Here is a 26660-nt window from a genome sequence, read left to right as displayed (position 1 = left end):
ACGTGCGGCGCCCGCCCGGCAGCATCCGGGTCAGGGTGGCGTCGTTCTGGAACAGATGGTGGTAGAACGCGGCCGCCGCGTGCGCCAGCACCAGCGCCAGCAGCACCCAGAAGCCGGTTTCGTGCAGGGTGCGGGTCAGCTGGGCCAGTTCTTCGTTGCGCGCGGCGAGCTTGGGCAGGTTGAACAGGCCGAAGTACTGCAGCGGGTAGCCGGCGGTGGAATTGAACAGCCAGCCCGACAGCGGCAGCGCGAACATCAGCGCGTACAGCGCCCAATGGGTCAGCGAGGCGATGCGTTCCTGCCAGTGCGGGGTGCCGGCCACCGGCCCGGGCGCGCCTGCGTAGACGCGCCACAGCAGGCGCGCGACCACCAGCGCCAGCAGGGTCAGGCCGAGCGATTTGTGCAGGGCGTAGATCTTGATCTTCGACGGCCCGTTGCTCATGTCGGTCATGGTCAGGCCGATCACGGCGATGGCCGCGATCAACAGCACGATCAGCCAGTGCAGCGATTGGCTCACGGCGCCCCATCGGTCGGCGGTGTTCTTCAAGGTCATCGGCTGGGCTCCGGTTCGGGCTGAGCGTTGGCGGGAGTGGGCGGTGCGGGATCGGGTCGCACGGAATCGGAATTGGGGGCGGAATGGGCGGCGGCGTCCGCGCCGGCGGCGGCATCGGCCGCGCCCTGGGGCGAATCGCCTACGTATTTGTCGCGCACCGCTTCGGCCTCGATGCGCAGTTCCACTTCGTCGCCGATCACCGACTTCCATGCGTCGATGCCGAACGCGGCGCGGCTGAGCGTCCCGGTCGCGGAGAAGCCCGCGGTGCGGTGGAACGGCGGCAGCGGGTGGCGCTTGAGCTGGTTGAACCGGACCTGCAGGCACAGCGGGCCGTCGACGCCGTGCAGGCTCAAGGTGCCGCAGACCTGGAAGCGCTGCGGGTCGCCGGCGGCCGGTTCGATCCGCGCGGAGACGAAGCGCGCGTTTGGCCAGCGCTTGCCGTCGAGCAGGTTGCGCGCCAGCGCGGCCTTGTTCCATTTGCCGTCGCCCAGGTCGAGCCGGGTCAGCGGCACCTGCACGTCGAGGCGGGCGCCGCGCCAATCGGCCGGGTCGAAGCGCAGCGTGCCGGCCGCGCCGGAGACGGTGCCGATGGCCTGGGAGAAGCCGGCATGCGACAAGGCGAACATGACCCGGGTGTGGACCGGGTCGAAACCGTAGGTGCCGGGATCGGACTTGGCGGCGGGCGTCGTCTCGGTTTGCGCGTCCCTCGCCGCGGCGGTCGGCTGGGCAGCCGGTATGGCGACCGGCTGGCGCGCGTCCGCTGGCGCGGCGGCCGGCTGCTGCGCGCCCGCCGGTGCCGCGCTCGCGGCGCCCGCCAGCGCGGCGAGCGCGGCCAGCACGATGGCGCAGGGACGATTGAGAGACATGGCAGCTCCGGCAAGGTTCGGCAGGGATTCTAGGCACAGCGGCGCAAGGCCGTGTCCAGGCGCGCGCAACGATCCGTTTCGGCGCGGGGCGCCGATGCGCCGGGCCGGCGGCGCGCGCCAAGGCCGAAGTGTCGCGACTTGCCTGCCGATGCGGTTATCGCCGAGCCTTATGCCAGGGGAATATGTCGCAGCCGGACCAGCGAAACCGTAATCCGGATGCCAGAATGTGGTCAGCCGGGTGTCAGCGAGGCGTCAGTTTCGCTGATCCCGGCGCAGCCGGCGCGCTGCCAGGACGGCGTGTTTCATTGTGCGAGGGAACCGGATGCTGCAAGCGCTGATACGGGAAAGGCCGCGATGGCGCGCCTGCCTGGCCGTCGTGGCCGTGGCGGCGGCCGCGCTCGCGCCCGCCTGGGCTGCGGCCGGCGTGCCCGAGGCGCCGCGCGCGCGCATCATCGGCGTCGCCGACGGCCTGCCGTCGAGCAAGGTCAACGGCATGGCCTTCGACCATGCCGGCTACCTGTGGCTGGCCACCACCGACGGGCTGGCGCGCTACGACGGCGTCGGCATGAAGGTGTGGCGGCACGTGCCCGGCGATCCGGCCTCGCTGCCCGGCAACGACCTGGCCCTGGTGACCGTCGACGACCGCGACCGCATCTGGGTCGCCGCCGAGGGCCGCGGGCTGAGCATGATGGACGCGCGCCGCGAGGGCTTCGTCCAGTACAGCCGCGCCGCGCATCCGCAGATCGGCAGCGACGACACCTTCAGCGTGGCCAGCCGCAACGGCGAGGTCTGGTTCGGCACTTACGGCGGCGGCCTGCACCGGATCGACCGCCACGGCCGGATCGAACGCTTCATGCCCAAGGACGGCGACCCGCGCAGCCTGCCGTCCTCGACCGTGCTGTCGCTGGCTTTCGACGACCGCGGCGAGTTGTGGATCGGCACGTTCAAGGGCCTGGCGCGCTGGACCGGCAGCGATTTCGAGCGCCTGTCCTTGCCCGGCGAGGACCCGGCGCCGTGGGTGTTCACCGTGGCGCCGGTCGGCGAGGCGTTGTGGGTCGGCAGCAAGAGCGGCCTGCACCGGCGCGAGCGCGACGGGCGCTGGAGCGATCCGGACTATTCGGTGATGTTCGCCCAGCTCAACGCAGTGCTGAGCCTGGCGCCGGACCGCGACGGCAGTTTCTGGATCGGCACCCAGCGCAGCATCTGGCGGGCCACGCCGCAGACGGTGCCGGCGCCGATGGCGCTGGGCCCGGCGCGGCCGGCGCGGCCGGTGCAGCAGATCCTCGGCCAGGACGACGGCTCGTTCTGGTTCCCGCTGGCCGGCGTCGGCGTGGGCTACCTGCGCCCGGACTGGCGCCGCATCGCCCAGTACTCGCGCGAGCGCGGCACCCTCAGCAGCGAGCTGTACACCGCGCTGGCGCCGTCGGCGCGCGGCGGCTTCTGGCTGATCGGCGCGCGCGGCGAGATCGAGCGGCTCGGCCAGGACGGCGTGGTCGAACCGATCGCCGACGGCCCGCACGACGCGCTCGGCAAGGGCGGCATTCCCAACACCGCGGTCGAGGACCGCCGCGGCCGGCTGTGGATCGCCACCAGCCGCAACAACCTCGTGCGGATCGATCCCTCCGGCGCGTGGCGCGACTGGAGCGACGATTCGGCGCAGGACCCGGTGTTGCCCGGCGAACCCGACCGGGTCGCGATCGCGCCCGACGGCACGCTGTGGATCTCTTACCTGACCCAGGGCCTGCAACAGCGCGATCCCGACACCGGCAAGGTGCTGTCCACGGTCGCGGTCGGTCCGCAGCAGGGCATCGGCAACGGCGACTTCGACGCGATCGGCTTCGCTCCCGACGGCGCGCTGTGGATCGCCTCGGGCGAAGGCCTGCTGCGCCGCGACGGCGCGCGCAACGTCATGGTCGCGGTGCCGGGCCTGCCGCGCGACCGCGTGTTCGGCTTCGTGTTCGAAAACGCCGACAGCCTGTGGCTGCAACGCCTCAACGGCCTGGAGCACTACCGCCGCGAAGGCGGGCGCTGGCTGCTGCGCGAACGCGCCGGGGTCGAGCGCGGCATCCCGGCGGTCGAAGGCACGGGCCTGTTCCGCGATCGCGACGGGCGGCTGTGGCTGCCGACCGCGCGCGGCCTGTTCCGCTGGGACCCCGAGACCCAGCGCCTGCGCCGCTTCGGCGTGCAGGACGGCATGAGCAGCCAGGAATTCCTGCGCCGCACCAGCGTGCTGACCGCCGACGGCACCCTGGCCGCGTCGCTGTCGGACGGCAGCGTGGTGTTGATCGACACCGCCTGGCCGGACCCGGCCGCGCGCCAGCCGCGGCTGGTGTGGCACCAACTCGACGTGCGCCGCCACGGCCGCTGGGTGCCGCTGCCGCTGCACCGGCCGGTGCGGCCGTCGGGTTCCGAGCGCGCCTCGCGCTACGAAGCGCTGCCGACGCTGGCGCCGGACGACCGCGAGATGCGCGTGCAACTGCGCCTGTTGTCCTTCGACGATCCGCAGGCCAACCGCTACTACACCTGGCTGGAGGGCTACGACAGCGACTGGGTCGCGGTCGGCGAAAGCGGCGAGCGGGTGTTCGCCGGCCTGCCGCCGGGCAGCTACGTGCTGCGCGCGCGCGCGGTCGACGCCAACGGCAACGCCGCGCTGGAGCGGACCCTGGAATTCAACGTGCGGCCGCCGTGGTGGCGCACGCCGCCTGCGTTGGCGGCGCTGCTGGGCCTGATCGCGCTGGCGGCGTGGTGGGCGACGATGGCGTACCGGCGGCGGCTGGCGCGGCGGCTCAACTGGCAGCGCGCCGAGCACGAGCGCGAAGTGGCGAAGCAGGCCTCGCTGGCCAAGACCCGGTTCCTGGCGACGCTGGGACACGAGGTGCGCACGCCGATGACCGGCGTGCTCGGCATGAGCGAGTTGCTGCTGGACACGCCGCTGGATCAGAAGCAGCGCGGCTACACCGAATCGATCCGACGCGCCGGCGAACATCTGTTGCGGTTGGTCAACGACGCACTGGATCTGGCGCGGATCGAATCGGGCAAGCTCGAACTCGCGCACGAACCCTTCGACCTGCGCGCGCTGGTGGCGCAGGCGGCCGACCTGATGCGGCCGCTGGCGCAACAGCGCGGGCTGCGTTTCGAAGTCGAGGTCGACGCCGCCGCGCCGGCCGGCTTGCGCGGCGATCCCAGCCGGGTCTGCCAGATCCTGCTGAACTTGCTCGGCAACGCGATCAAGTTCACCGATGCCGGCACGGTCGGGTTGCGGGTGGAGCGGCTGAGCCCGCAGGGCGTGCGCTTCGAAGTCAGCGACACCGGCCCGGGCCTCAACGAGGAACAGAAGCAGCGCCTGTTCCGTCGCTTCGAGCAGGCCGAAGGCGCGCGCACCGCGGCGCGCTACGGCGGCAGCGGCCTGGGCCTGGCGATCAGCCAGGAACTGGCGGCGGCGATGGAAGGCCTGATCGCGGTGCACAGCGAGCCGGGGCAGGGCGCGCGTTTCGTGTTCGACCTGCCGCTGGCGCAGGCCGAGCCGCCGGCGCACAGCGCCGCGGCGAACGAACCGAAGCTGGCGCGGCCGCACGTCGGGCCGCGCGCGGTGCTGCTGGTGGAGGACGATCCGACCGTGGCCGAGGTGATCGCGGGGCTGCTGCGCACCCAGGGCCACCGCGTCACCCACGTCGCCAACGGCCTGGCCGCGCTGGCCGAAGTGGCGACCGCGCGCTTCGACCTGGCCCTGCTCGATCTCGACTTGCCGGGCATCAACGGCCTCGACCTCGCCCGGCAGTTGCGTGCGCAAGGCTTCGCCCAACCGCTGGTGGCGGTGACCGCGCGCGCCGACGCCGACGCCGAACCGCAGGCGGCGAAGGCCGGCTTCGACCGTTTCCTGCGCAAGCCGGTGACCGGCGCGATGCTGGCCGAGGCGTTGCGGGCCTTGTTCGAGCGCGAGGCGTGAGGGCGCGGGCGGGCTGAGCCGAAAGCGCCGGGCCTGAAGGCCCTCCCACAACAGCATCGGGCCTGAAACGATGCGGGGCCGGCGGCATTGCGGGCAGGGCCTGGCTCTAGTGGGAGGGCCTCTGCTCTTGTGGGAGGGCTTTCAGGCCCGACGCTTTGCGCTCAGCCCGCCGCGCGGTTGTGACCGCCACCGCATTCGGCGCCGAGGCCGCGCGCTTGCGCCCGCTTCCCCCCGTTGCGACGATACGCGCACCGGCCTTACCGGCACTCAATCGCTCGCGTTCCAGGAGGAGCCCCGTGCTGGGACGTTGTTGTGGCCTGCTCCTGTTGTTGGCGCTGTGCGCGGTGCAATGCGTCGAACAGGCCCAGGCGCGCTTGCCGGAAACGCCGCGCTTCCGCCGCTTCGGCCAGGAACAGGGCCTGCCCAAGTCGGTGGTCGCCGCCGAGCTCGACCACCAGGGCTATCTATGGATGGCCACCGAGGACGGCCTGGCGCGCTACGACGGTGTCGAGTTCACCCTGTGGCGCCACGTCATCGGCCTGTCCGGTTCGCTGCCGGACAACATGCTCGAAGACCTGTACATCGATTCGGGCGACCGCATCTGGGTCGCCAGCCGCGACGGCCTGAGCTGGCTCGGCGCCGACCGCAAGGAATTCGAGCGCATTTCCTTCGACGGCGCCAACGCCAACTGCAGCGACAACGTCACCTTCCTCACCGGCACGCCGGACGGCACCATCTGGACCGCGACCTCCGACGGCCTGCTGTGCCGCATCGCCCCCGACGGCCGCAGCGTCGAGCGCTTCGTGCCCGGCGCCGGCGCCGCCGCGCGGCTGCCGCGCGGGCCGGTCACCGCGTTGATGGCCGATCCGCGCGGTCGCCTGCTGGTCGGCACCGCCAACGGCCTGGCGCGCTACGACCAGGGCCGCTTCGAACGCATCGGCCGCGACGAGACCGCCGGCCTCGGCGTGGGCGAATTGTCGCAGGAAGCCGACGGTTCGATCTGGGTCGGCACCAGCGGCGGCCTGTTCCGGCTCAGCGCCGACGACCGCATGACCCGGCCGCCGTGGAAGCTCGGCGAGGACGCCGGCAACGCCATCGTGATCAGCGACCTGTCCGGCGGCCGCTGGATCGGCACCACCGCCGGCCTGTACCGGGTCGACGCCGACGACAACGTGCGCCTGCTCCAGGACGACGCCGGCGACGGCCTGTGGGACTACCGCAGCGGCGTGCTGCAGATGCTGCGCGACGAAGAAGGCGGCATCTGGCTGGTCACTTATTCGCAGGGCCTGGTCTACCTGCCGCCGGATTGGAACCGCTTCGCCTCGGTGACCTCGGTCGGCGGCCGCCAGATCGACCGGCTCGACGCGCGCGACGTCGCCCCCGACGGCGACGGCGGCTTCTGGATGCTCACCGCGACCGACCTGTACCGCCTGCGCGCCGGCAGCGGCACGCTGGAACCGGTGGCGTCCAGCCGCGAGCTCGGCCTGAAGTGGATGCACACGCTCTACGCGCGTCCGGACGGGCGGCTGTGGATCGGCCACTCCGGCGGCCTGGTCCTGTTCGACCCGGCCAGCGGCCAGGGCCGCAGCTGGCCGCTGGACCCCAAGCGCCCGCGCCTGCAGGGCACGGTGTGGTTCCTGCACGAGCAGCCCGACGGCGGGCTGTGGATCTGGCTGTCGGACGGCAGCGTGCACCGCTACAGCGCCGACGGCGAGGAACTGGCGCCCGGCCCGATCGAACGCACGCTCGCCACCGCCGGCTTCCTGACCAGCCCCGGCACCTTCCGCCCCGGCCCCGACGGCCAGCTCTGGTTCGCCGGCGGCACCGGCCTGCACCGCTGGGACGGCGACGGCTTCGTCGCGGTGCCCGGCGGCGAGTTCGGCGACATCCAGGCGATGACTTTCGCCGGCCCGCAACGGCTGTGGCTGGCGCGCACCGGCGCGCTCGAGGCGTATCGCTGGAAGGACGGCAAGCTCAGCCTCGAGCGCCGCATCGACAACACCAACGACTATCCCGACACCAACGTCTCCGGCCTGCTGGCCAGCCGCAACGGCACGGTCTGGGCGACCACCGCGCGGGGCCTGTTGATGGTCTCGCCCGACGCGCGCCGGCTGCGCCTGTTCGGCCTCGGCGACGGCATTCCCAACGTCGAGCTGACCCGGACCACGCCGCACCGCAACGCCGACGGCATCGCCGCGGCGCTGTCGCTGGACGGCATGGTCCTGTTCGACCTGGACACGCCGTTCCCCAGCGCGCGGCCGCCGCGGCTGTCGCTGGAAAGCCTCAGCGTGCGCCGCGAGGAAGACGACTGGGCGCTGTCGCCGGCCGGCGGCGGCGTGCAGTTGGAGTCCGACGACCGCGACTTCCGTGTGGTCGCGCGGCTGATGTCGTTCCTGGACCCGCGCTCGCACATCTACCGCTTCAAGCTGGAAGGCTACGATCCGGACTGGATCGAGCAGCGCGCCAACGGCGAGCGGGTGTTCTCGCGCCTGGACCCGGGCGAGTACCGGCTGCTGGTCAAGGCCGCCGGTGCCGACGGCATCTGGTCGGAGCCGGTCGCGTTCGAACTGTGGGTCAAGCCGCCGTGGTGGCGCTCGACCTGGGCGCAACTGGTGTTCACCGTGCTCGGCATCGTGTTGATCGGCGTCGTCGCGGTCGCCTACCGGCGTCGCCTGGGCCGGCGCAGCGCGTGGCAGCTGGCGGTGCACAAGCGCGAGGTGGCCGAGCAGGCCTCGCTGGCCAAGACCCGGTTCCTGGCGACGCTGGGGCACGAGGTGCGCACGCCGATGACCGGCGTGCTCGGCATGAGCGAGTTGCTGCTGGATACGCCGCTGGATCAAAAGCAGCGCGGATACACGGAGTCGATCAAGCGCGCGGGCGAGCACTTGCTACGCCTCGTCAACGACGCGCTCGACCTGGCCCGGATCGAATCGGGCCGGCTGGAACTGCAGGACCGCCCGTTCGACCTGCACGCGCTGGTCGAGGAAGCGGCCGGGCTGATGCAGCCGCTGGCGCGCCAGCGCGGGCTGGGGTTCGAGGTCGAGATCGCCGACGACGCGCCGCCGGGCCTGCGCGGCGATCCGCACCGGGTCAGCCAGATCCTGATGAACCTGCTCGGCAACGCGATCAAGTTCACCGAGCACGGCCGGGTCGGCCTACGGGTGCGGGCGCTGTCGCCGCAGGGCGTGCGCTTCGAAGTCAGCGACACCGGGCCGGGCCTCAACGACGAACAGAAGGCGCGATTGTTCCGCCGCTTCGAACAGGCCGAAGGCGCGCGCACCGCGGCGCGCTACGGCGGCAGCGGCCTGGGCCTGGCGATCTGCCAGGAACTGGCCGCGGCGATGGACGGACAGGTCAGCGTGGTCAGCCAGGCCGGGCAGGGCGCGCGCTTCGTGCTCGACCTGCCGCTGCCGGCGGCCGCGGCGCCGGCGCCGTCGCAACCGCGCGACCGTTACTCGCCGCGGGTGCCGGTGGCGCCCGAGCGCAGCGTGCCGCGCGCGATCTTGCTGGTCGAGGACGACGCCACCGTGGCCGAGGTGATCGCCGGCCTGTTGCGCGCGCAGGGCCATCGCGTCACCCATGTCGCCAACGGCCTGGCGGCGCTGGCGGAAACCGCGACGGCGCGCTTCGACCTGGCCCTGCTCGATCTCGACCTGCCCGGCATCAACGGCCTCGACCTCGCCCGGCAACTGCGCGTGCAGGGCTTCGCGCAGCCGCTGGTGGCGGTGACCGCGCGCGCCGACGCCGACGCCGAGCCGCAGGCGCGCCGCGCCGGGTTCGACCTGTTCCTGCGCAAGCCGGTGACCGGCGCGATGCTGGCCGAAGCCATCGAGCGCGTCGTCGACGCGGCGGACGCGCCATGAGCCGCGCCGGCGCCGGCCCGCGCATCCGCGCCGTCGCGCCCGCGCCGGCACGCGCGTGGCTTCGCGCCGCCGCCGGACTGCGCGCCGCCGTCGCCGCGCTCGCGCTGCTGGCCGCGCTGGCCGCGGCGCCGGCCGTCGCCGGGCTGCCGGAAACGCCGCGCCCGCGCCAGCTCACCGTCGCCGACGGCTTGCCGTCGAACACCATCAACCGCATCGCCGAGGACCGCCACGGCTACCTGTGGATCGCCACCAGCGAGGGCCTGGCGCGCTACGACGGCACCGGCTACCGGATCTGGCAGCGCGAACAGGGCCTGCGCGACAACTTCGTGTGGACCGTGCACGTGGACGCGCGCAACCGGGTCTGGGTCGGCACCGCCCAGGGCGGCATGGCCATGCTCGACGCGCAGCGCAAGCGCTGGACCTATTTCGACCGCAGCAACACCCCGATCCTCGACGACGACTGCGTGTGGTCGATCGTCTCCACCGCCGACGGCGCGCTGTGGTTCGGCACCGAGCGCGGCGGCCTGTACCGCATGGGCGAGGACGGCCAGATCCAGCGCTTCATGCCGCGCGCGGGCGATCCGCGCAGCCTGCCCGGCGAAGGCGTGGTCGCGCTCAGCGTCGCCCCCGACGGAGGGCTGTGGGTCGGCACCCGCGACGGCGCGGCGCGCTGGACCGGGCGCGATTTCGAACGCGTGCCGGCCGGCGCGCTGAAGTCCAACATCCTCAATTCGATCGGCTTCGAGCGCGACGGCGCGGTCTGGTTCGGCACCACCGGCGGCGTCGGCCTGCGCACGCCGGACGGACGCTACCGCGCCGACCCGTGGTCGGCGTTCGCGTCGAAGTACGCGGTCATGGACGTGCTGGCGCGCGACCGCGCCGGGCAGTACTGGTTCGACCTGCCGCAGGGCCTGGGCGTGGGCGGCGCGGACGGGATCGAAGTGGTGCCCTTGTTCAGCGCCACCAGCCAGGGCCTGGTGCGGCCGAACTGGTCGGGCGCCTACGAGGACCGCGAAGGCGGCCTGTGGTTCGGCAGCAACGGCCACGGCCTGTGGTACCTGCCGCCGAACTGGCGCCAGTTCTCGGTGCTGATCCGGCGCGTCGACGATCCGGCCTCGATGGCCAACGGCTACGTGCGCGGCATCGCCCCGGCCGGCGACGGCGACATGTGGCTGGTCGGCAGCGGCGGCGCGCTGGACAAGCTCGACCCGGAAACCGGCGCGATCGCGCACGTGGCCAAGGGCTTCAGCGGCGGCATCGTGCTCTACCACGTGCTCGCCGACCGCCGCGGCAAGGTGTGGACGACCTGGTACGGCGGACTGGCGCGGATCGACCCGGCGACCCGGGCGATCCGCACCTGGCACATGGACCGCGGCGAGGACCGCGCGATCACCGGTTCGGTCGACCTGATCGAAAGCGGCGAACTGGTCTGGCTGATCGGCAGCGCCGGCGAAGTGCAGGCGCGCGACGGCGAAGGCCGGGTGCGCGAGACCCTGCACGCCGGCGAACGCGGCCTGCCGGCCAACGTGGTCATCCCGTTCGGCGGCCACGGCCCCGACGGCTCGCTGTGGCTGTCCGCCGGTTCCGCGCTGCTGCGCTGGGACGATGCCGAGCGCCGGTTCGTGCCGGTGCCGGGGCTGGCGCCCGGCGGCGCGATCCAGAGCTTCGTCTTCGCCGACGGCCAGCGCATGTGGCTGGGCGGCTTCGGCACCCTCGACGCCTATCGCTGGGACGGCAAGCGCCTGCACCGCGATTTCGGCCTGGACGTGCGCGACGGCCTGCCGGCGACGGAAGTGCGCGGCCTGGCGGTGGACGCCAACGGCCTGGTGTGGATGACCAGCAAGCGCGGCCTGGTGCGGGTGGATCCGTATGCGCGCACGGCGCGGGTGTATGGGGTCAAGGACGGCCTGCCGAGCCAGGAATTCGCGCGCGCGCCGGTGGCGCGCCCGGGCGACGGCCGCCTGCTGATCGGCAGCCCCGAGGGCCTGGTGCTGTTCGATCCGGCGATGGTCAAGCCCAGCCGCGCCGCGCCGACGCTGATCGTGGAAAGCATCGAAGTGCGCCGCGGCAGCCGCAAGGTCGCCTTCGCGACCGAAGACGCCGACCCGCGCAAGGCGCTGCCGGGGCGGGTGCCTTCGGTGTTCGTCGCCGACGGCGACCGCGACCTGCGCATCGTCGCCCGCTTGCTGTCGTTCAACAATTCGCAGAACAACCGCTACCGCTTCCGCCTGAGCCGCTTCGACCCGGGCTGGGTCGATGTCGGCGCCAGCGGCGAGCGCGTGTTCTCGCAGCTTTCGCCCGGCGATTACCGCCTGCAGGTGATGGCCAAGACCGCCGACAACGTGTGGTCGCCGCCGCTGACGGTCCAGTTGCGGGTCGACTCGCCGTGGTGGTGGAGTTGGTGGGCGGTGGCCGCGGCGATGGCGCTGTTGGCGCTGCTGCTGGCGTGGATCCTGATGGCCCACCGCAACCGCCTGCAGCGCCGGCTGGCCTGGCAGCGCGCCGAGCACGAGCGCGAAGTGGCGAAGCAGGCGTCGCTGGCGAAGACCCGGTTCCTGGCCACGTTGGGACATGAGGTGCGCACGCCGATGACCGGCGTGCTCGGCATGAGCGAGCTGTTGCTGGACACGCCGCTGGATCAGAAGCAGCGCGGCTACACGGAGTCGATCCGACGCGCGGGCGAACATCTGTTGCGGTTGGTCAACGACGCGCTGGACCTAGCCCGGATCGAATCGGGCAAGCTCGAACTCGCGCACGAACCCTTCGACCTGCGCGCGCTGGTGGCGCAGGCGGCCGACCTGATGCGTCCGCTGGCGCAGCAGCGCGGGCTAGCGTTCGAGGTGGAGGTGGCGGCGAACGTGCCGCGCGGCCTGCGCGGCGATGCCAGCCGGGTCTGCCAGGTATTGCTGAACCTGCTCGGCAACGCGATCAAGTTCACCGACTCCGGCACGGTCGGCCTGCGCGTGGAACGGCTGACCCCGCAGGGCGTGCGCTTCGAAGTCAGCGACACCGGCCCGGGCCTCAACGAAGAACAGAAGCAGCGCCTGTTCCGTCGCTTCGAGCAGGCCGAGGGCGCGCGCACCGCCGCGCGCTACGGCGGCAGCGGCCTGGGCTTGGCGATCAGCCAGGAGCTGGCGGCGGCGATGGAAGGCGAGATCGCGGTCTACAGCGAACCCGGCCAAGGCGCGCGCTTCGTGTTCGACCTGCCGCTGTCCAACGCCGAACCGCCGGCCGGCGCCGGCGCCGATGGCGGCGCGCGCGCGGTCGCGCGGCCGCATGCCGGGCCGCTGGCGATCCTGCTGGTCGAGGACGACGCCACCGTGGCCGAAGTCATCGCCGGCCTGCTGCGCACCCACGGCCACCGCGTCACCCACGTCGGCAACGGCTTGGCGGCGCTGGCCGAAGTGGCGACCGCGCGTTTCGACATCGCCTTGCTCGACCTCGACCTGCCGGGCATCAACGGCCTGGACCTGGCGCGGCAACTGCGCACGCAGGGCTTCGCGCAACCGCTGGTGGCGGTGACCGCGCGCGCCGACGCCGACGCCGAACCGCAGGCGGCGCAGGCCGGCTTCGACCGTTTCCTGCGCAAGCCGGTGACCGGCGCGATGCTGGCCGACGCGATCGACGAGTTGATCGTCGCGCGCCGCGGCGAGGCGTAGCGGCGCGGCACAGCACAGCGCGGCGCCACGCAGCGCAGTGTGGCGCCGTGTGGCGTCGCTCCAGCACACCGTCATTCCGGCGAAAGCCGGAACCCATCTTGATTTTGTTTTTCCTCGGATCGCGAGCGAAAGGAACAGGAACGAAATGGATTCCGGCTTGCGCCGGAATGACGGGGGCAGGAGCGAGCGTCGCGTCACCGCACCATCGGCTCCCATCGCCGTCCCGTCCGCCCCCCTGTAGGAGCGGCGCAAGCCGCGACCGCGCCAACCCGATGGCGACGCAAGCGCCGCGCTCCGGCCTCCACGCCCCGCCTCGCGTTTGCTTGACCGCCGTCCGCCCCCGCGACATCGCGCCGTAGTTGAATGATCGCGGTCGCGGCTCGCGCCGCTGCTACCGGGAGCCATCCAGCATCATGCCGATCGGGAATCTGTTCGCCGGCGCCGACGCGCCGGCCGAAGGCGAGCGCTTCGAGGCGCTGCTCACGCACAAGAACCTGGTGGTCGAACGCATCGTCAGCTCGGCGCGGATCCAGCCGACGCCGTACGTGCAGCCGCAGGACGAATGGGTCGCGCTGCTGCGCGGCGAAGCCGAGCTCGACGTCGCCGGCGAAACGACGATCCTGCGCGCCGGCGATTATCTGTTCCTGCCGGCCGGCACGCCGCATACGGTGCGCAAGGTCGCCGAAGGCAGCGTCTGGCTGGCGGTGCACCTGCACTGAGGCAGCGGCCGCGGCGGCCGCGTCGCGGCCGACGAAGGTTCGGCCGCTGCGACGTTGTTGCGTACGCGCAAGGCTGCCGGATGCCTCGCTGCGCCGCTTGTTCGCTGCGCGCCGTCAGCGCAGCGTCGCTCGGCGCCTGCCTGGGCGCCGCGGCGGAGCCGAACGCAAACCCATCGCGGCAACGAAAAAACCGGCGCGGACGCCGGTTTTTCGAAGGCCGCGCTAACCGGCGCGTCAGCGCGCGCTCAACTCGTGCACCGCCGCCACCAGCGCGCCGACATGCTCCGGCGACATGTCCGGCGACAGCCCGTGGCCGAGGTTGAACACGTGCCCTTCGCGCGAGCCGCCGTTGCCGTCGCGATAGTCGTCGAGCGCGCGCCCGACTTCGCGGCGGATCGCCTCGGGCGAGGCGTACAGCGTCACCGGATCGAGATTGCCCTGCAGCGCGGTGCGCCCGCCGATGCGGCGCGCCGCGTCGCCCAGGCCGATGGTCCAGTCCACCCCGACCGCCTCGGCGCCGCTGGCGGCGAGTTCGTCCAGGTAAGGATCGTTGCCCTTGCCGAACAGGATCAGCGGCGCGCGCGTCTCGCCGTCGCCGCGCGGCAGTTCGGCGGCGATGCGCTGCAGATAGCGCAGCGAGAACTCGCGGTACATCGACGGCGACAGCACCCCGCCCCAGGTGTCGAACACCTGCAGCGCCTGCGCGCCGGCGGCGTGCTGGGCCTTGAGGTACGCGATCACCGCGTCGGTGACCGTGCCCAGCAGCTTGTGCATCGCCGCCGGGTCGTTGAGCGCGAGCGACTTGACCTTGGAATAGTTGTCGCTGCCGCCGCCCTCGACCATGTAGCAGGCGATGGTCCACGGGCTGCCGGAGAAACCGATCAGCGGTACCGAACCGTTCAATTCGCGGCGGATGGTGCGCACCGCGTCCATCACGTAGCGCAGGTCGGTCTCCATGTCGGGCACGCCGAGCTTGTCGATGTCGGCGGCGGAGCGGATCGGGCGCTCGAACTTCGGGCCCTCGCCGTCGGCGAAGTACAGGCCCAGGCCCATTGCGTCGGGCACGGTGAGGATGTCGGAGAACAGGATCGCCGCGTCCAGCGGGAACCGGCGCAGCGGCTGCAGGGTGACCTCGCAGGCCAGCTCCGGGTTCTTGGCCAGTTGCAGGAAGCTGCCGGCCTGGGCGCGGGTGGCGCGGTACTCGGGCAGGTAGCGGCCGGCCTGGCGCATCAGCCACACGGGCGTGCGGTCGACGGGTTGGCGGCGCAGGGCGCGCAGGAAGCGATCGTTGGCGAGGGGCTGGCTGGACATGGTCGGGCGTGGGCCGTGGGGTTCGTCGGGAAGTCGGGGGCGGATCAGCGTTCGCGCGCGTTGCGGCGGCGGGCGTGGTCGGCGGGGCGGGGGCGGCGTCGCGGGCGTGGCGGTGCGACCCGGTTCGGCGCGCAGTCTGGGCCGCGGCGGGCAGGGGCAGGAGTGGCGGTTTGTCCCACCCGCGCCGGCGGCGCCGCGCGCGCGCTCATCGCGGCGCTTCGGCGCCCTGGCTGAACATCAGCTGGAAACCGCGCTTGAGTTGTTGGTCGCGCGCCTGCTCCAGCGCCACGAACGCGCTGTCGCGGTCGAGGAATTGCTCGCGCCGGACGGTGCTGCGGCCGCCGATCTGGCCGCTTTCGCGCACCAGGGTCCAGCCGCCGAGCAGGTCGGGCTGCAGCATCAATTGCACGAAGCGCGGGGCTTCGTGGCCGTCGGGGCGTTGTTGGAGGAGGAGGCGCACCGGCCGATTGTAGCCGCAGGCGCTGGCCGCGGCAGCCGGCGGGGCCTGCCGGGCGCCGCGCCGCGGGGCGGCCGTGGCGGTTTCGCGGCCGCGGCCAGGAGCCCGGGCCAGGCGCGGCCGGCGGCCGCGCGGCGGCGGCGGGACGGGCCGGCGGCGCGCCGCCGCCGGCCGCGCGGACTCAGTACGTGGGCGGGTTCTTGAGTTCGACGTCCTGCACCCAGTCGCCGAAGCCATTGCCCAGGTGCACGATTTCGCCGAGCGCCTGCCCGCCCAGCGCCTGCGCGGTGAGGAAGATCGAGCCGTTGGCGTATTCGCTGACCGTGTACTGCGGGCGGCCGCCGACCATGGTCCGGGTGGCGTTCACGAAGCGCAGGCCGGTCAGGATGATCTGCCACTGGCTGGCGTCCTCGCTCAGCACCGCGGCGACCGGGGCGTCGTAGATGCCGCCGTTGTTGAAGTTGAGCACCGCGTGCTGGATCGAATCGGTCAGCGCCTGCCAGGCCACGCCGAAGATGACCGTGCTGGTGCGCGCGTTGGGGTAGTTGCCGAAACGTTCCAGCGCGGTCTGCGCGGCGATTTCGGGCAGGTCGGTGGGATCGTAATGCTTGTCGAGGAATTCGAACTCGTTGGCCACGGCGGGCTCCTGGTCGGTGGGAGGGGCGGGTTCGTCCGCGTCGGCGGGAGCCGGCGCGGGACGGGCGAGGGCGCGGCGCAACAGCAGCATTTCCAGCAACGACACGGCGGCCATGCGACGCGATCCGATGGGCGATGCGGGACAGAACGCGGCGCGGGCGGCGGTGTGAAGCGCCGCGCGCCGCTTTCCGCCGCTGCCCGAACCAGCCCAAGCCCCTGTAGGAGCGGCGCAAGCCGCGACCGCGACACCTCAGCCACGGCGACGCCCCAGCCACCGCAAAAGCCCCGCGCGTCCAAACGAACCCGCGTCGCTACGCTTTTTCGCTATCCGCCCGCCCACCCGCGTACCGCGGAACCCGCGCCGATACGCCGACGGCGACACCCAACGCGCGGTCGCGGCCTGAGGCCGCGGCGGCGCTCAAGCCCGTGCGACGGCGTAGACGCGCGGGCGGGCGTCGGCGCCGATGCGCTCGCTCGCGTCGTGGCGCGAGCGAGCATCGACGAGCGGGATCGCGTCGCTGTCCAGCAGGCGCAGGCGGTCGCCGAAAACAAGATACGTGCGCGTGTACACCACGCCGTGCAAATCCGCCGGCAGCAGGTAGCTGGCTTCGACCACGAACGGCGCGACGATCCGCGCCGACACGTGCTCGCGGCGCAAGGGCACCGGGCGCATTTTCATGTCGTAGCCCGCGCGCCCGCGCCCTCAACACCGCGGCGGGCAGGAACAGCGCGATCATGGCTTTGTGGCCGAAGGGCTTCATGCTCGATGCCCGGATCCATCCATCGCACGAGAGCGCCGCGTCCCGCCGCCGTCGGCGAAGACGGGGGCCGCGCTAGCGCGCTCAGCCCTCGCGCAACACCGCCAGCACTTGCTCGTCCGCCACTCCCGACACGATCCGCGCCGCGCCGGCGCGGTCCCACAGCACGAAGCGCAGGCCCGAGGCGTCGGCCTTCTTGTCCAGGCGCATGCGCGCCAGCAGCGCTTGCGGGTCGAGCCCGGCGGGGATGCGCACCGGCAGGCCCAGGCGTTCGAGCAGGCGTTGCAGGCGCTCGGCATCGGCCGCGCCGGCGCGGCCGAGCGCGGCCGACAAACGCGCTGCCAGGACCATGCCCACCGCCACCGCCTCGCCGTGGTTGAGGCCGTCGCCGGTGGTGCCGGCGTAGCCCTGCTCGGTCTCGATCGCGTGGCCGAAGGTGTGGCCGAAGTTGAGCATGGCGCGGTCGCCGCGCTCGTACGGGTCGCGCGCGACCACGTCAGCCTTGAACGCGCAGCTGCGCGCGATCGCCTCGGCCAGCGCGGCGTCGTCGCGCGCCAGCAGCGCATCGGCGTGGCCGTCCAGCCAGTCGAGGAAGCCGGCGTCGAAGATCGCGCCGTACTTCACCACCTCGGCCAGGCCGGCGCGCAGTTCGCGGTCGGGCAGGGTGCGCAGGGTCGAGGTGTCGGCGATCACCGCGCGCGGCGGATGGAACGCGCCGACCAGGTTCTTGCCGCTGGGCAGGTCGACCGCGGTCTTGCCGCCGACCGAGGAATCGACCATCGCCAGCAGCGTGGTCGGCAGCTGCACGCAGTCGATGCCGCGCATCCAGCAGGCCGCGGCGAAACCGGCGAGGTCGCCGACCACGCCGCCGCCGAGCGCGAGCACCGTCGCGTCGCGGGTCGCGCCGAGTTCGGACAGCGCGTGCAGGCACTCGGTGAAGCGCTCCAGGGTCTTTTCGTGTTCGCCGGGCGGGATCGTGAAGGTGGCGACGCTGAGGCCGGGCTTGGCTTCGGCCAGCGCGGCGAGCGCGCCGTCGAGGTACAGCGGGGCGACGTTGCCGTCGCTGACCACCAGCGCGTGGCGGCCGCGCAGCGCCCTGGCCAGGCGCGCGCCGTCGGCGAGCAGGCCGGGACCGATCTCGATGCTGTAGCCGGCTTCGCCGGACACTTCGACTTTGCGCGGCGCGTTCATGCGGTGGCTCCAAGGGGGGAAGACGTGGACGAAGGCGGGCGCCGCCACAGCGCGTCGAGCTGGCGCGCCAGGCCCAGCGCGGCCTCGCCGGCGCCGGCGGCGCCGGTGTCGAATGGCAGGTCGGCGACTTCGGCGTACAGCGGCGCGCGCACCCGGGCGAGATCGCGCAGCACCTGCTCGCGGTCGCCGCGCGCCAGCAGCGGGCGGCTGCGGTCCTGGGCCAGGCGTTCGAGCTGCTGTTCGACGCTGACCTGCAGGTATACGACGAAACCGCGCTCGCGCAGCAGCCGACGGTTGTCCGCCGCCAGCACCGCGCCGCCGCCGGTGGACAGCAGCAGGCCGTCGCCGGCCAGCAGTTCGGCCAGCGTCGCGGTTTCGCGCGCGCGAAAGCCCGCTTCGCCTTCGTGTTCGAAGATTTCGGCGATGCGCGCGCCGGCGCGCAGCTCGACCTCGCGGTCGGCGTCGACCGCGCGCAGGCCGAAGCGCTCGGCCAGGCGCTTGCCGATGCAGGTTTTGCCCGAGCCCATCGGCCCGACCAGGATCAGATTGCTCGCCGGATTCATGCCGCGATTGTAGGGCACGCCGCGCCCGCGCTTGCGCCGCCGCGACGCTTGCGCCGGCTTAACGAGCCCCGGCCTAGGCTCGGGGTTCCCGCCGCCGGCCCCGCGCGCGCCGCGGCGTGGGCGTTTCCCGTTCGCGCGCCACAGGAGAGACGCACATGTCGGTCGCCAAGGTCATCGAACTCAGCACTTCCTCCACCACCGGCATCGAGGACGCGGTCAAGTCCGGCCTGGCCAAGTGCGCCGAATCGGTCAAGGACATCCAGGGCGCCTGGGTCAACGAGATCAAGGTCACCACCGACGCGGCCGGCAACATCCAGGAGTGGCGGGTGAATCTGAAAATCAGCTTCGTGGTGAAGTGAGCGCGCGTCGCGGCTGAAAGGAAAGCGTCGGGCCTGAAGGCCCTCCCACGAAGGTCTACGGCTTCGGCTTGCGAGCGGCCTTAGCCCTTGTGGGAGGGCCTCCAGGCCCGACGCTCTCCGCTCCGGCGCGACCGATCCGGCTAAGCTCGCGGCCTGCGCTGCGCATCCAGCACGACCGTCCGGTCGGCGATTCCCGGCAGCGTCGCCAGCGCCTGCCGGCTGACCCGCTCGAACAGGCTCACGAAGCGCTGCACCTGCGCCGGGGTCATGCCCTGGCGGTGCGGATGGCGCGCCTGCAATGCCTGTTCCTGCTGCCAGCGCCAGCCCGCGACCACCTCGAACCCCGGCGGCTGCAGGAACAGCAGCCGGTCCAGCCGCGACCACAGCGGCGGATAGTCCGCGGCCAGGGCGCGATTGCAGTAAGCGCGCCAGACGCCGTGGGCGTCCTCGTCGCGTTCCAGCGCGTTGACCGGTTCGGCCAGTTGCGTCGGATCCTGCGCCGGCGCGCCGAGGAACCAGCCTTCGAACACCACCAGGTCGACGGCGTTCGCGCGCGGCCAGCGCGACGGCGGCAGGCGGGTGTCGGCGAGCTTGTCGAAGCGTGGCAGGCGCACCGCGGCGCGGTGGCGCAGTTCGTCGAGCAGGGCGCAAGCCAGCGCGACATCGTGGGTGCCCGGCGGCCCGCGCGTGGCCAGCAACGGATGCACCTGCCGGCCCAGGCGCTGGCGTTCGCGCCGGCCGAGATAGAAGTCGTCGATCGACAGCACCGCGGTGCGCAGCCCGTGCGCCTGCGCGGCTGCGGCCAGTTGCGCGGCCAGCGTCGATTTGCCGCTGCCCTGCAGGCCGCTGATGGCGAACACGCGTGCGCGGCCGGCCGGCGCGCGGATCGCCAGCGCCTGAGAGAGAACGTCGGCGACGAACGAAGCGTCGAAACCGTGCGCGTCGTCGCCGGCCGCGGCGGCGGCTTTGCCCGATGTGGCGGGCGCGCGGGCGACGGGCAGATGCGGACGCGGCGACATGCGCTCACAATAGCGCAATGAACCCGACCGCCGATTTGCTCAACGAAGCCCTCGCCACCTTCGACGCGCTGTTCGCACAAGCGCGCGCGGCCGGCGAGCCCGATCCGACCGCGATGAGCGTCGCCACCGCGTCGCTCGACGGCCGCCCGTCCGTGCGCACGGTGTTGCTGAAGGCGCACGATGCGCGCGGCTTCGTGTTCTACACCCACCTCGACGGGCGCAAGGGCCGCGAGCTGCAGGCCAATCCGCACGCCGCGCTGCTGTTCCACTGGCCGCGCGTGCGCCATGGCGTGCAGGTGCGGATCGAGGGCGCGGTGGAGATCGTCTCCGAGGCCGAAGCCGACGCGTATTTCGCCAGCCGCCCGCGCGGCAGCCAGCTCGGCGCGTGGGCGTCGAAGCAATCGGAAACCCTGGACGGCCGCGAGGAATTCGAGCAGCGCCTGGCCGAAGCCGAGCATTCCTTCGAGGGCCGCGAGGTGCCGCGCCCGCCACGCTGGACCGGCCTGCGCGTGCGCGCCGACAGGATCGAGTTCTGGTACGGCGCCGACTTCCGCCTGCACGAGCGCTGGCTGTACGAGAGCGACCGCGCCGGCAGCTACAGCAAGCGGATGCTGTATCCGTGAATCAGTCTCCGTGAATACGCCCTGGCGCGTGCGCGCGGCCGCGCCGGCCGACCGCGCCGCCTGGGCGACGCTGCGCGCGCAGCTGTGGCCGGAGCAGCCGTTGGCGGAACTGGCCGCGGATCTGGACGGTTGGTTCGAGGATGCGCGCCTGGCTGCGTTCATCGCCGAAGACGGCGAGGGCGTGTGCGGCTTCGCTGAGGCCAGCCTGCGCAGCGATTACGTCAATGGCACCGAGTCCTCGCCGGTGGCGTTCCTGGAAGGTTGGTACGTGGCGCCGTCGCGTCGCGGCCGGGGCGTCGGCCGCGCGCTGGTCGCGGCGGTGGAAGCGTGGGGACGCGAACGCGGCTGCCGCGAACTGGCCTCCGATGCCTTGCTCGACAACCTCGACTCGCACCGCGCGCATGCCGCCTGCGGCTTCGAGGAGACCGAGCGGGTGGTGTATTTCCGCCGCAGGCTGCGCGCGGAGTAGGCGCTCTTGTGGGAGGGCCTTCAGGCCCGATGCTTTTGTTTCAGGTCGCGGCGATCTGAGCGGAAAGCATCGGGCCTGAAGGGCCTCCCACAAGGCGCATCGGCCCTGAAGGGCCTCCCACAAGAGCAGCGGCCCGGCCTGCGCAAGAACGAACTCAGCCCGCCCGCCGCTGCGCCCAGCCGGCGATGATACGGCTCAGTTCGTCGACGCCCGCGGTCAGCGCCGCGGGCCCCGGTTGCAGGATGATCGGCGACTTCACCTCGTGCAGCTCGCCGTCGCGCACCGCCGGTACCTCGCTCCAACCCGCGCGCGCGGCCACCTGTTCGGGGCGGAATTTCTTGCCGCACCAACTGCCCAGGATCAGCTCCGGCGCGCGCCGCACGACCTCCAGCGGGTCGGCCAGGATGCGGTCGCGCGCCAGCGGCATCGCCGCGTGTTCGGGGAATACATCGTCGCCGCCGGCGATGCCGACCAGCTCGGACACCCAGGCGATGCCGGTGATCTGCGGGCTGTCCCATTCCTCAAAATACACCTTGGGTCGGCGCGGCAGGCGCGCGGCGCGCTCGCGCGCGGCGTCGAGGTTGCGCTCCAGTTCGCCGGCCAGCGCCGCGGCGCGCTCGCCCGCGCCGACCAGCGCGCCGAGCCGGCGCACGTAATCGACGATGCCGGCGACGCTGCGGTGATTGCTGATCCACACCTCGACACCGTGCTTGATCAGCTCGGCGGCGATCTCGGCCTGGATGTCGGAAAACCCGATCACGAAGTCGGGCTTGAGCTTGAGGATCTCGCCGATCTTGGCGCTGGTGAAGGCGCTGACCTTGGGCTTTTCCTTGCGCGCCTGCGGCGGGCGCACGGTGAAGCCGCTGATGCCGACGATGCGGTCCTGCTCGCCGAGCAGGTACAGGGTCTCGGTGGGTTCCTCGGTGAGGCAGACGATGCGTTGCGGGCCCATGGGTCCAGAGGTCGACAGCGGGGAAGGGCATTGTCGGCGATGCGGGCGGGTGGGGCGACTGCTGGGCGCGTCGTGGTTGGGTTGGCGCGGTCGCGGCTCGCGCCGCTCCTGCATGGGCTGCCTGTAGGAGCGGCGCGAGCCGCGACCGCGCCGCCACGGTTACCGCGCAAACTACGATGCGACGCAGCATTTACCGGCTTGCGCGCGCCCCGGTCGCCCCCGTTTCTCCCGTCCAGTTCACAGTTCCCCTCGGTATGGTGCAGCGCGGCGTGTCCCCGCCATACCCATTCGTACAGTCGACCCGTCGGCGCGCCGCCGTCGTGTCCCTGGGAGGGACCATGTCGCGACTCAACCTGCGCCGCCTGTTCGGCGCGCCCATGCTGTTCGCCCTGTTGTGCTGCGCCGCGGCGTTCCCGGCCAGCGCCGACGACTACACCAAGACCCGCTATCCGGTGGTGCTGGTGCACGGCTTGTTCGGTTTCGACGCCATCGGCGGCGTCTACGACTACTGGTTCGGCATCCCGCAGGCGCTGCGCTCCGGCGGCGCGCAGGTGTACGTGGCCCAGGTCGCGGCGGCCAACTCCAACGAAGTGCGCGGCGAGCAGCTGATCGACCAACTGGAAACCCTGCAAGCGCTGCACGGCTACACCAAGTTCAACCTGGTCGGCCACAGCCAGGGCGGGCCGACCGCGCGCTACGTCGCCGCGGTGCGGCCGGATCTGGTCGCGTCGATGACCTCGATCGGTTCGCCGCACGCCGGCAGCAAGGTCGCCGATTTCATCGGCACCACGGTACCGGACGGTTCGCCGCTGCGGCCGTTGATCGCCTCGTTCGTGAACGCGTTCTCCTCGCTGATCGGCGCGCTGTCCGGCGGCCAGTCGTCGCAGGATTCGCTGGCCGCGCTCAAGGCGCTCGACAGCGCCGGTTCGGCGCGCTTCAACGCGCGCTATCCGCAGGGCATGCCGACCAGCGCCTGCGGCAGCGGCGCGGCGACGGCCGGCGGGGTGCGCTATTACTCGTTCGGCGGCACTTCCAATTCGACCAATTGGTTCGACGCCTCCGACCCGGCGATGATCGCCGGCGGCCTGCTGTTCGCCGGCGAAGCCAACGACGGTCTGGTCGGTCGTTGCTCCAGCCACTGGGGCCAGGTGATCCGCGACGACTACGAGTGGAACCATCTCGACGAGGTCAACCAGATCGCCGGCCTGCGCGGGCTGTTCAGCGCCAATCCGACCAGCGTCTACCGCGCCCACCTCAACCGGCTCAAGAACGCGGGGCTGTAAGCATGCGCGCCACCGCGCTGGGCATCGCCATGGCGATCGTCGCGGTCCTGGCGATCGTCGCGGTGTTCGCGGTCGGCGGGCTGCTGGAGCGGCCGTTGCTGTCGTCGGCTACCGTGGTCAGCAGCGGCGACGGCGATCAACTCGCCGATCCCGATCCGCGCGCCGCGGACCTGCGCTCGGAATCGCGCGCGCCGGGGCCGATCGCGCCGGATCGCGCGGCCGCGGCCGATTCGCTGCGCGACACCGCGGTGGACGGCGCGGCCACGCTCGACGCGCTCGGCCGCCCGCGCGCGGATCGCGAACTGCGCCGCCTGTTCGACTATTTCCTGGCGCGCAGCGGCGAGCGCTCGCCCGAGACGATCCGCTCGGCCCTGGCCCTGCACCTGCACGCGCAGCTGGCGCCGCCGGCGCTGGCGACGGTGCTGGCCTGGTACGACGCCTATGTCGCGCTGGAGCGCGATTCGGTGGCCCTGGCGCAGGCCGCCGGCGGCGCCGAGGCCGGGTTCGCGCGGGTGCGCGCCTTGCGCCGCGAGCGCCTGGGCGAGGAACTCGCGCAGGCGTTCTACGCGCAGGAAGAAGCCGACTACGAACTGGCGCGTCAGCGCGGCGCGGCGCGCGGGGCGTTGCTGGCGCAGCAGGGACTCGATGCCCGGGCGCGTGCGGACGGCCTGGCCGAACTCGACCGCAGCGCGGCGGCCGAACCCGTGCTGCAAGCGAGCGCGCAGTTGAGCGATGCGCTGGCGCAGAACCAGCGTTTCGAGCGCGAGGGCACCGACGCGGCGACGCGCTATGCCCAGCGCGAAGCGCAGTACGGCGCGGCGGCGGCGCAGCGCCTGGCCGACCTCGACCAACGCCGCGCGCAATGGCAGTTGCGCCTGCGCAGCTATGCCGCGCAACGCCAGCGCGTGCTCGCCGACGGCGGCCTGAGCGAGACGCAGCGGCGCCAGCGGCTGGATGCGCTGCTCGCGGATTTCGACCCGAACGAACGGCGCCGGGTGGATGCGCTGGCGCGCAATGGCGGTTTGCCCGGACGGTGAGATGCGCCGTCAGTGGGAGCGGCTTCAGCCGCGATGTTTTTCGCTCAGCTGGCAGCGTCGCATCGGATAGAAAAGCGTCGGGCCTGAAGGCCCTCCCACAACAGCCTGCCGCGCATCGGCCTGCTCTTGTGGGAGGGACTTCAGCTCCGATGCCTTTCGCTCGGATAGCTATGTCGCATCGGACAGAAAAGCGTCGGGCCTGAAGGCCCTCCCACAACGGCCGGTCGCGCATCGGCCTGCTCTTGTGGGAGGGGCTTCAGCCCCGACGCTGTTCGCTCAGATCGCGGTGTCGCGCCGGATAAAAGAAAAGCCTCGGGCCCGCAGACCCTCCCACAACACGCTCAAAAGAAATCGCGGTTGAACTTGGCCGGATGAATGCCGTGCCCGGTGTCCATCGACACCTCGAAACGCAGCGTATCCGGCGGCGCCACCTGCGCGGTGCCGACGTAGTCCACCAACTCGCCGTCGCGCATCTCGCGCATCGCCAGGGTCTGCTTGCGGCCGAGCAGGTCGGTCGCGGTCGCCTGGACCCGCTGCGCGGTCAGTGCCTTGGCGTCCGCGCCGTCGCCCAGGCGCAGCGACATCACCACCAGCACCGTGCGCGCATCGCGCTGGGCGCCGTAGCGGCGCACCACCTGTTCGGGCAGTTTGTCGGTCTGCACCGCGGTGACGTGCAGATACACATCGCCCTGGCGCACGGTCTCGCTGCCGGCGGCGTTGCCCTGGCTCGGCGGTACCGAAGGATCGCGGCCGCAGCCGGCGAGCAACGCCAACGCCAGCGCCGCCAATACGCGGCGGCTCACTCGTTGGCCGCCGACAGTTGCCGGCCGCGCTCGGTCGCCGCAGCGATCGCGCGCGCGACCAGTTCGCGCAGGCCGCCGGCTTCGAACGTCTCCACCGCGGCCTGGGTGGTGCCGCCGGGCGAGGTCACCCGCGCGCGCAACGTCGCCGCGGATTCCTCGCTGTCCCGCAGCATGGTGGCCGCGCCGAGCAAGGTCTGCACGACCAGCGCGCGCGCGGCGTCGCTGTCCAGGCCCTGCGCCTCGCCGGCCTGCTGCATCGCCTCGGCCAGCAGGAACACATACGCCGGGCCGCTGCCGGAGACCGCGGTGACCGCGTCCATCTGCGCTTCGTCGTCGATGCGCACGGTCGGGCCGACCGCCGACAGCAGCTCGGCGGCCTGGTCGAAACGCAGCCGCGCCGCGTCGTTCGCATACAGGCCGGTGATGCCGGCGCCGAGCAGCGCCGGCGTGTTCGGCATCGCCCGCACCACCGCGGCTCCGCCGCCGAGCCAGCGGTCGAGCTGGCCGGCGGTGATGCCGGCGGCGATCGAGATCGCCAGCGGCGCTTGCGCGCGCGCCTGCGCGGCCAGCGATCCGCAGACCTCGCGCATCACCTGCGGCTTGACCGCCAGCAGCCACACCTGCGCGCCTTCGACCGCGTCCTCGCCGCGCTCGAACACCGGCACGCCGAAGTCGCGCGCCAGCGCGTCGCGCAGTGCCGGCACGGGTTCGGCGACGCGGATGCGGGCGGGATCGGCGCCGCGCGCGATCAAGCCGCCGATCAGGCTGCGGGCCATGTTGCCGCCGCCGACGAAGGCGATCGGCGCGGAGGAGGGGGGCGTGGCGTCGGACATGGCGGGTCGGGCAAGAGTGAATACCCGCGCAGGATAGCAATTCGGCCCCGGCCGGCCCGGCGCGTCGGCGCGTCGGCACGGATCGGCTAGGCTGCGGTTTTACCGCGAGGCGACGCAAGATGGCGATACGGGCCGTGGTGTTCGATGTGTTCGGCACGTTGGTGTACATGCGCGAACGCCGCCGTCCGTTCCGCCGCCTGGTCGGCTTGCTCGAAGCCCGCGGCCGGCACGGCCAGGCCGGGGACGCGGCGCGGATCATGAGCCGCGATGTCGGGCTGGCCGGCGCCGCGGCCTTGCTGGGCGCCGAACTCGGCGCGCAGGAACTGGCGTCGCTGGAACGCGACCTGCAGGCCGAGCTGGCGAGCGTGCGCCTGTTCGACGACACCGCCGCGACCTTGCAAGCGCTGAGGGCGCGCGGCCTGCGGCTGGGACTGTGCTCGAACCTGGCCGCGCCTTACGCGCCGCCGGTGCGCGCGCTGTTGCCGTTCGAACTCGATGCCTACGCCTGGAGCTTCGAAGTCGGCGCGGTCAAGCCCGATCCCGCCATCTACGCCCACGTCTGCGAACGCCTGGGATGCGCGCCGGCCGAGGTCCTGATGATCGGCGACACCCGCGCCGACGATTGGTTGGGGCCGCGCGACTTCGGCATGCACAGCCGATGGCTGCGGCGCGAGGGCGGCGACGCCCGGGAAGAGACGATCGCCGGTTTGGCCCAGGTGCTGGCCGAAGTGGAGCGGCTGGCGGACTGAGGCGCCCGCGC

At 72.4% G+C, this 26660-nt stretch carries 23 protein-coding genes and 1 pseudogene; 11 read left to right on the top strand and 13 right to left on the bottom strand.

Annotated elements, in window-relative coordinates:
- Window positions 1-10: 10 nt before the first annotated feature.
- A pseudogene (locus JHW41_RS19170) lies at window positions 11-553 on the bottom strand (cytochrome b); the annotation flags it as partial.
- Window positions 550-1290 (bottom strand): YceI family protein, encoded by a 741-nt coding sequence (locus JHW41_RS19165; RefSeq protein ID WP_250451107.1) that lies wholly within the window; start codon window positions 1288-1290, stop codon window positions 550-552. The pseudogene JHW41_RS19170 and the gene JHW41_RS19165, both read right to left, overlap by 4 nt.
- Before the next feature lie 505 nt (window positions 1291-1795).
- On the opposite strand from JHW41_RS19165, the gene JHW41_RS19160 reads away from it, so the two are divergent.
- From JHW41_RS19160 to JHW41_RS19145, 4 genes are all read left to right on the top strand, one after another.
- Window positions 1796-5365 carry a hybrid sensor histidine kinase/response regulator gene (locus tag JHW41_RS19160; protein ID WP_250444742.1) on the top strand — a complete coding sequence of 1190 codons (3570 nt, stop codon included), beginning with the start codon at window positions 1796-1798 and terminating at the stop codon, window positions 5363-5365.
- Window positions 5366-5661: 296 nt separating this feature from the next.
- Window positions 5662-9228, top strand: a complete 3567-nt coding sequence (locus JHW41_RS19155; RefSeq protein WP_250444741.1) for a hybrid sensor histidine kinase/response regulator — start codon at window positions 5662-5664, stop codon at window positions 9226-9228.
- Complete coding sequence (locus tag JHW41_RS19150) at window positions 9225-12887, top strand: hybrid sensor histidine kinase/response regulator (protein WP_250444739.1); 3663 nt, start codon at window positions 9225-9227, stop codon at window positions 12885-12887. The genes JHW41_RS19155 and JHW41_RS19150 overlap by 4 nt, the downstream gene beginning before the upstream one ends.
- Window positions 12888-13300: 413 nt before the next feature.
- Complete coding sequence (locus tag JHW41_RS19145) at window positions 13301-13606, top strand: cupin domain-containing protein (RefSeq protein ID WP_078997824.1); 306 nt, start codon at window positions 13301-13303, stop codon at window positions 13604-13606.
- A gap of 234 nt (window positions 13607-13840) precedes the next feature.
- Here JHW41_RS19145 and hemE read toward each other — a convergent pair whose 3' ends face one another.
- The 6 genes from hemE to JHW41_RS19115 all read right to left on the bottom strand — a co-directional run bounded on the left by hemE (window position 13841) and on the right by JHW41_RS19115 (window position 18522).
- Window positions 13841-14917: a uroporphyrinogen decarboxylase gene (gene hemE / locus JHW41_RS19140; RefSeq protein ID WP_057946552.1), complete on the bottom strand. Its 1077-nt coding sequence runs from the start codon at window positions 14915-14917 to the stop codon at window positions 13841-13843.
- A gap of 205 nt (window positions 14918-15122) precedes the next feature.
- Window positions 15123-15377: a WGR domain-containing protein gene (locus JHW41_RS19135; RefSeq protein ID WP_057946553.1), complete on the bottom strand. Its 255-nt coding sequence runs from the start codon at window positions 15375-15377 to the stop codon at window positions 15123-15125.
- 178 nt (window positions 15378-15555) lie between these two features.
- Complete coding sequence (locus JHW41_RS19130) at window positions 15556-16125, bottom strand: hypothetical protein (RefSeq protein ID WP_250444737.1); 570 nt, start codon at window positions 16123-16125, stop codon at window positions 15556-15558.
- Window positions 16126-16428: 303 nt separating this feature from the next.
- Complete coding sequence (locus JHW41_RS19125) at window positions 16429-16689, bottom strand: hypothetical protein (protein WP_250444735.1); 261 nt, start codon at window positions 16687-16689, stop codon at window positions 16429-16431.
- A gap of 163 nt (window positions 16690-16852) precedes the next feature.
- Window positions 16853-17959 carry a 3-dehydroquinate synthase gene (aroB, locus tag JHW41_RS19120; RefSeq protein WP_250444734.1) on the bottom strand — a complete coding sequence of 369 codons (1107 nt, stop codon included), beginning with the start codon at window positions 17957-17959 and terminating at the stop codon, window positions 16853-16855.
- On the bottom strand, window positions 17956-18522 hold the full coding sequence (locus JHW41_RS19115) for a shikimate kinase (protein WP_057946556.1): 567 nt from the start codon (window positions 18520-18522) through the stop codon (window positions 17956-17958). The genes aroB and JHW41_RS19115 overlap by 4 nt, the downstream gene beginning before the upstream one ends.
- Before the next feature lie 155 nt (window positions 18523-18677).
- Between JHW41_RS19115 and JHW41_RS19110 the strand changes: the two genes are divergently transcribed.
- Complete coding sequence (locus tag JHW41_RS19110; protein WP_057946557.1) at window positions 18678-18881, top strand: dodecin family protein; 204 nt, start codon at window positions 18678-18680, stop codon at window positions 18879-18881.
- A 140-nt stretch (window positions 18882-19021) separates the two neighbouring features.
- On the opposite strand, the gene JHW41_RS19105 is transcribed toward JHW41_RS19110, so the two are convergent.
- Entirely contained in the window at window positions 19022-19900 is an 879-nt protein-coding gene (locus JHW41_RS19105) for a kinase (protein WP_250444732.1), read from the bottom strand.
- A 17-nt stretch (window positions 19901-19917) separates the two neighbouring features.
- Between JHW41_RS19105 and pdxH the strand changes: the two genes are divergently transcribed.
- Complete coding sequence (pdxH, locus tag JHW41_RS19100) at window positions 19918-20523, top strand: pyridoxamine 5'-phosphate oxidase (RefSeq protein WP_057946558.1); 606 nt, start codon at window positions 19918-19920, stop codon at window positions 20521-20523.
- A 10-nt stretch (window positions 20524-20533) separates the two neighbouring features.
- Window positions 20534-20992: an aminoglycoside 6'-N-acetyltransferase gene (aac(6'), locus tag JHW41_RS19095; RefSeq protein WP_250444729.1), complete on the top strand. Its 459-nt coding sequence runs from the start codon at window positions 20534-20536 to the stop codon at window positions 20990-20992.
- Between the two features lie 40 nt (window positions 20993-21032).
- Here aac(6') and JHW41_RS27390 read toward each other — a convergent pair whose 3' ends face one another.
- Together JHW41_RS27390 and JHW41_RS19090 are read right to left on the bottom strand one after the other, a co-directional pair.
- Window positions 21033-21092 (bottom strand): DUF6053 domain-containing protein, encoded by a 60-nt coding sequence (locus tag JHW41_RS27390; RefSeq protein ID WP_428995572.1) that lies wholly within the window; start codon window positions 21090-21092, stop codon window positions 21033-21035.
- A 54-nt stretch (window positions 21093-21146) separates the two neighbouring features.
- Window positions 21147-21944 carry a cobalamin-binding protein gene (locus JHW41_RS19090; RefSeq protein ID WP_250444727.1) on the bottom strand — a complete coding sequence of 266 codons (798 nt, stop codon included), beginning with the start codon at window positions 21942-21944 and terminating at the stop codon, window positions 21147-21149.
- A gap of 338 nt (window positions 21945-22282) precedes the next feature.
- Here JHW41_RS19090 and JHW41_RS19085 point away from each other — a divergent pair, with 338 nt between their 5' ends.
- The 3 genes from JHW41_RS19085 to JHW41_RS27385 all read left to right on the top strand — a co-directional run bounded on the left by JHW41_RS19085 (window position 22283) and on the right by JHW41_RS27385 (window position 24639).
- The gene (locus JHW41_RS19085; protein WP_250444725.1) at window positions 22283-23227 is read left to right on the top strand and encodes a lipase family alpha/beta hydrolase; all 945 of its coding nucleotides are present in this window, start codon (window positions 22283-22285) and stop codon (window positions 23225-23227) included.
- A 2-nt stretch (window positions 23228-23229) separates the two neighbouring features.
- Window positions 23230-24264 (top strand): lipase secretion chaperone, encoded by a 1035-nt coding sequence (locus JHW41_RS19080; RefSeq protein ID WP_250444723.1) that lies wholly within the window; start codon window positions 23230-23232, stop codon window positions 24262-24264.
- A gap of 177 nt (window positions 24265-24441) precedes the next feature.
- A complete protein-coding gene (locus JHW41_RS27385) occupies window positions 24442-24639 on the top strand; it encodes a DUF6053 domain-containing protein (protein WP_428995571.1) in 198 nt (65 codons plus the stop codon).
- Here the strand turns inward: JHW41_RS27385 and JHW41_RS19075 are convergent.
- Together JHW41_RS19075 and proC are read right to left on the bottom strand one after the other, a co-directional pair.
- Window positions 24606-25067, bottom strand: coding sequence for a DUF4426 domain-containing protein (locus JHW41_RS19075; RefSeq protein WP_138884742.1), 462 nt, complete (start codon window positions 25065-25067; stop codon window positions 24606-24608). The two genes, JHW41_RS27385 and JHW41_RS19075, sit on opposite strands and share 34 nt — an antisense overlap.
- Entirely contained in the window at window positions 25064-25900 is an 837-nt protein-coding gene (gene proC, locus JHW41_RS19070) for a pyrroline-5-carboxylate reductase (RefSeq protein WP_250444721.1), read from the bottom strand. The genes JHW41_RS19075 and proC overlap by 4 nt, the downstream gene beginning before the upstream one ends.
- A gap of 119 nt (window positions 25901-26019) precedes the next feature.
- On the opposite strand from proC, the gene JHW41_RS19065 reads away from it, so the two are divergent.
- The gene (locus JHW41_RS19065) at window positions 26020-26649 is read left to right on the top strand and encodes an HAD family hydrolase (protein ID WP_250444719.1); all 630 of its coding nucleotides are present in this window, start codon (window positions 26020-26022) and stop codon (window positions 26647-26649) included.
- The last annotated feature ends 11 nt before the right edge of the window (window positions 26650-26660 follow it).

Source organism: Lysobacter enzymogenes (assembly GCF_023617245.1).
GTDB lineage: Bacteria > Pseudomonadota > Gammaproteobacteria > Xanthomonadales > Xanthomonadaceae > Lysobacter > Lysobacter yananisis.
The sequence above is the reverse complement of the archived record's forward strand: the minus strand, read 5'-3'. Positions and strand labels throughout refer to the sequence as shown.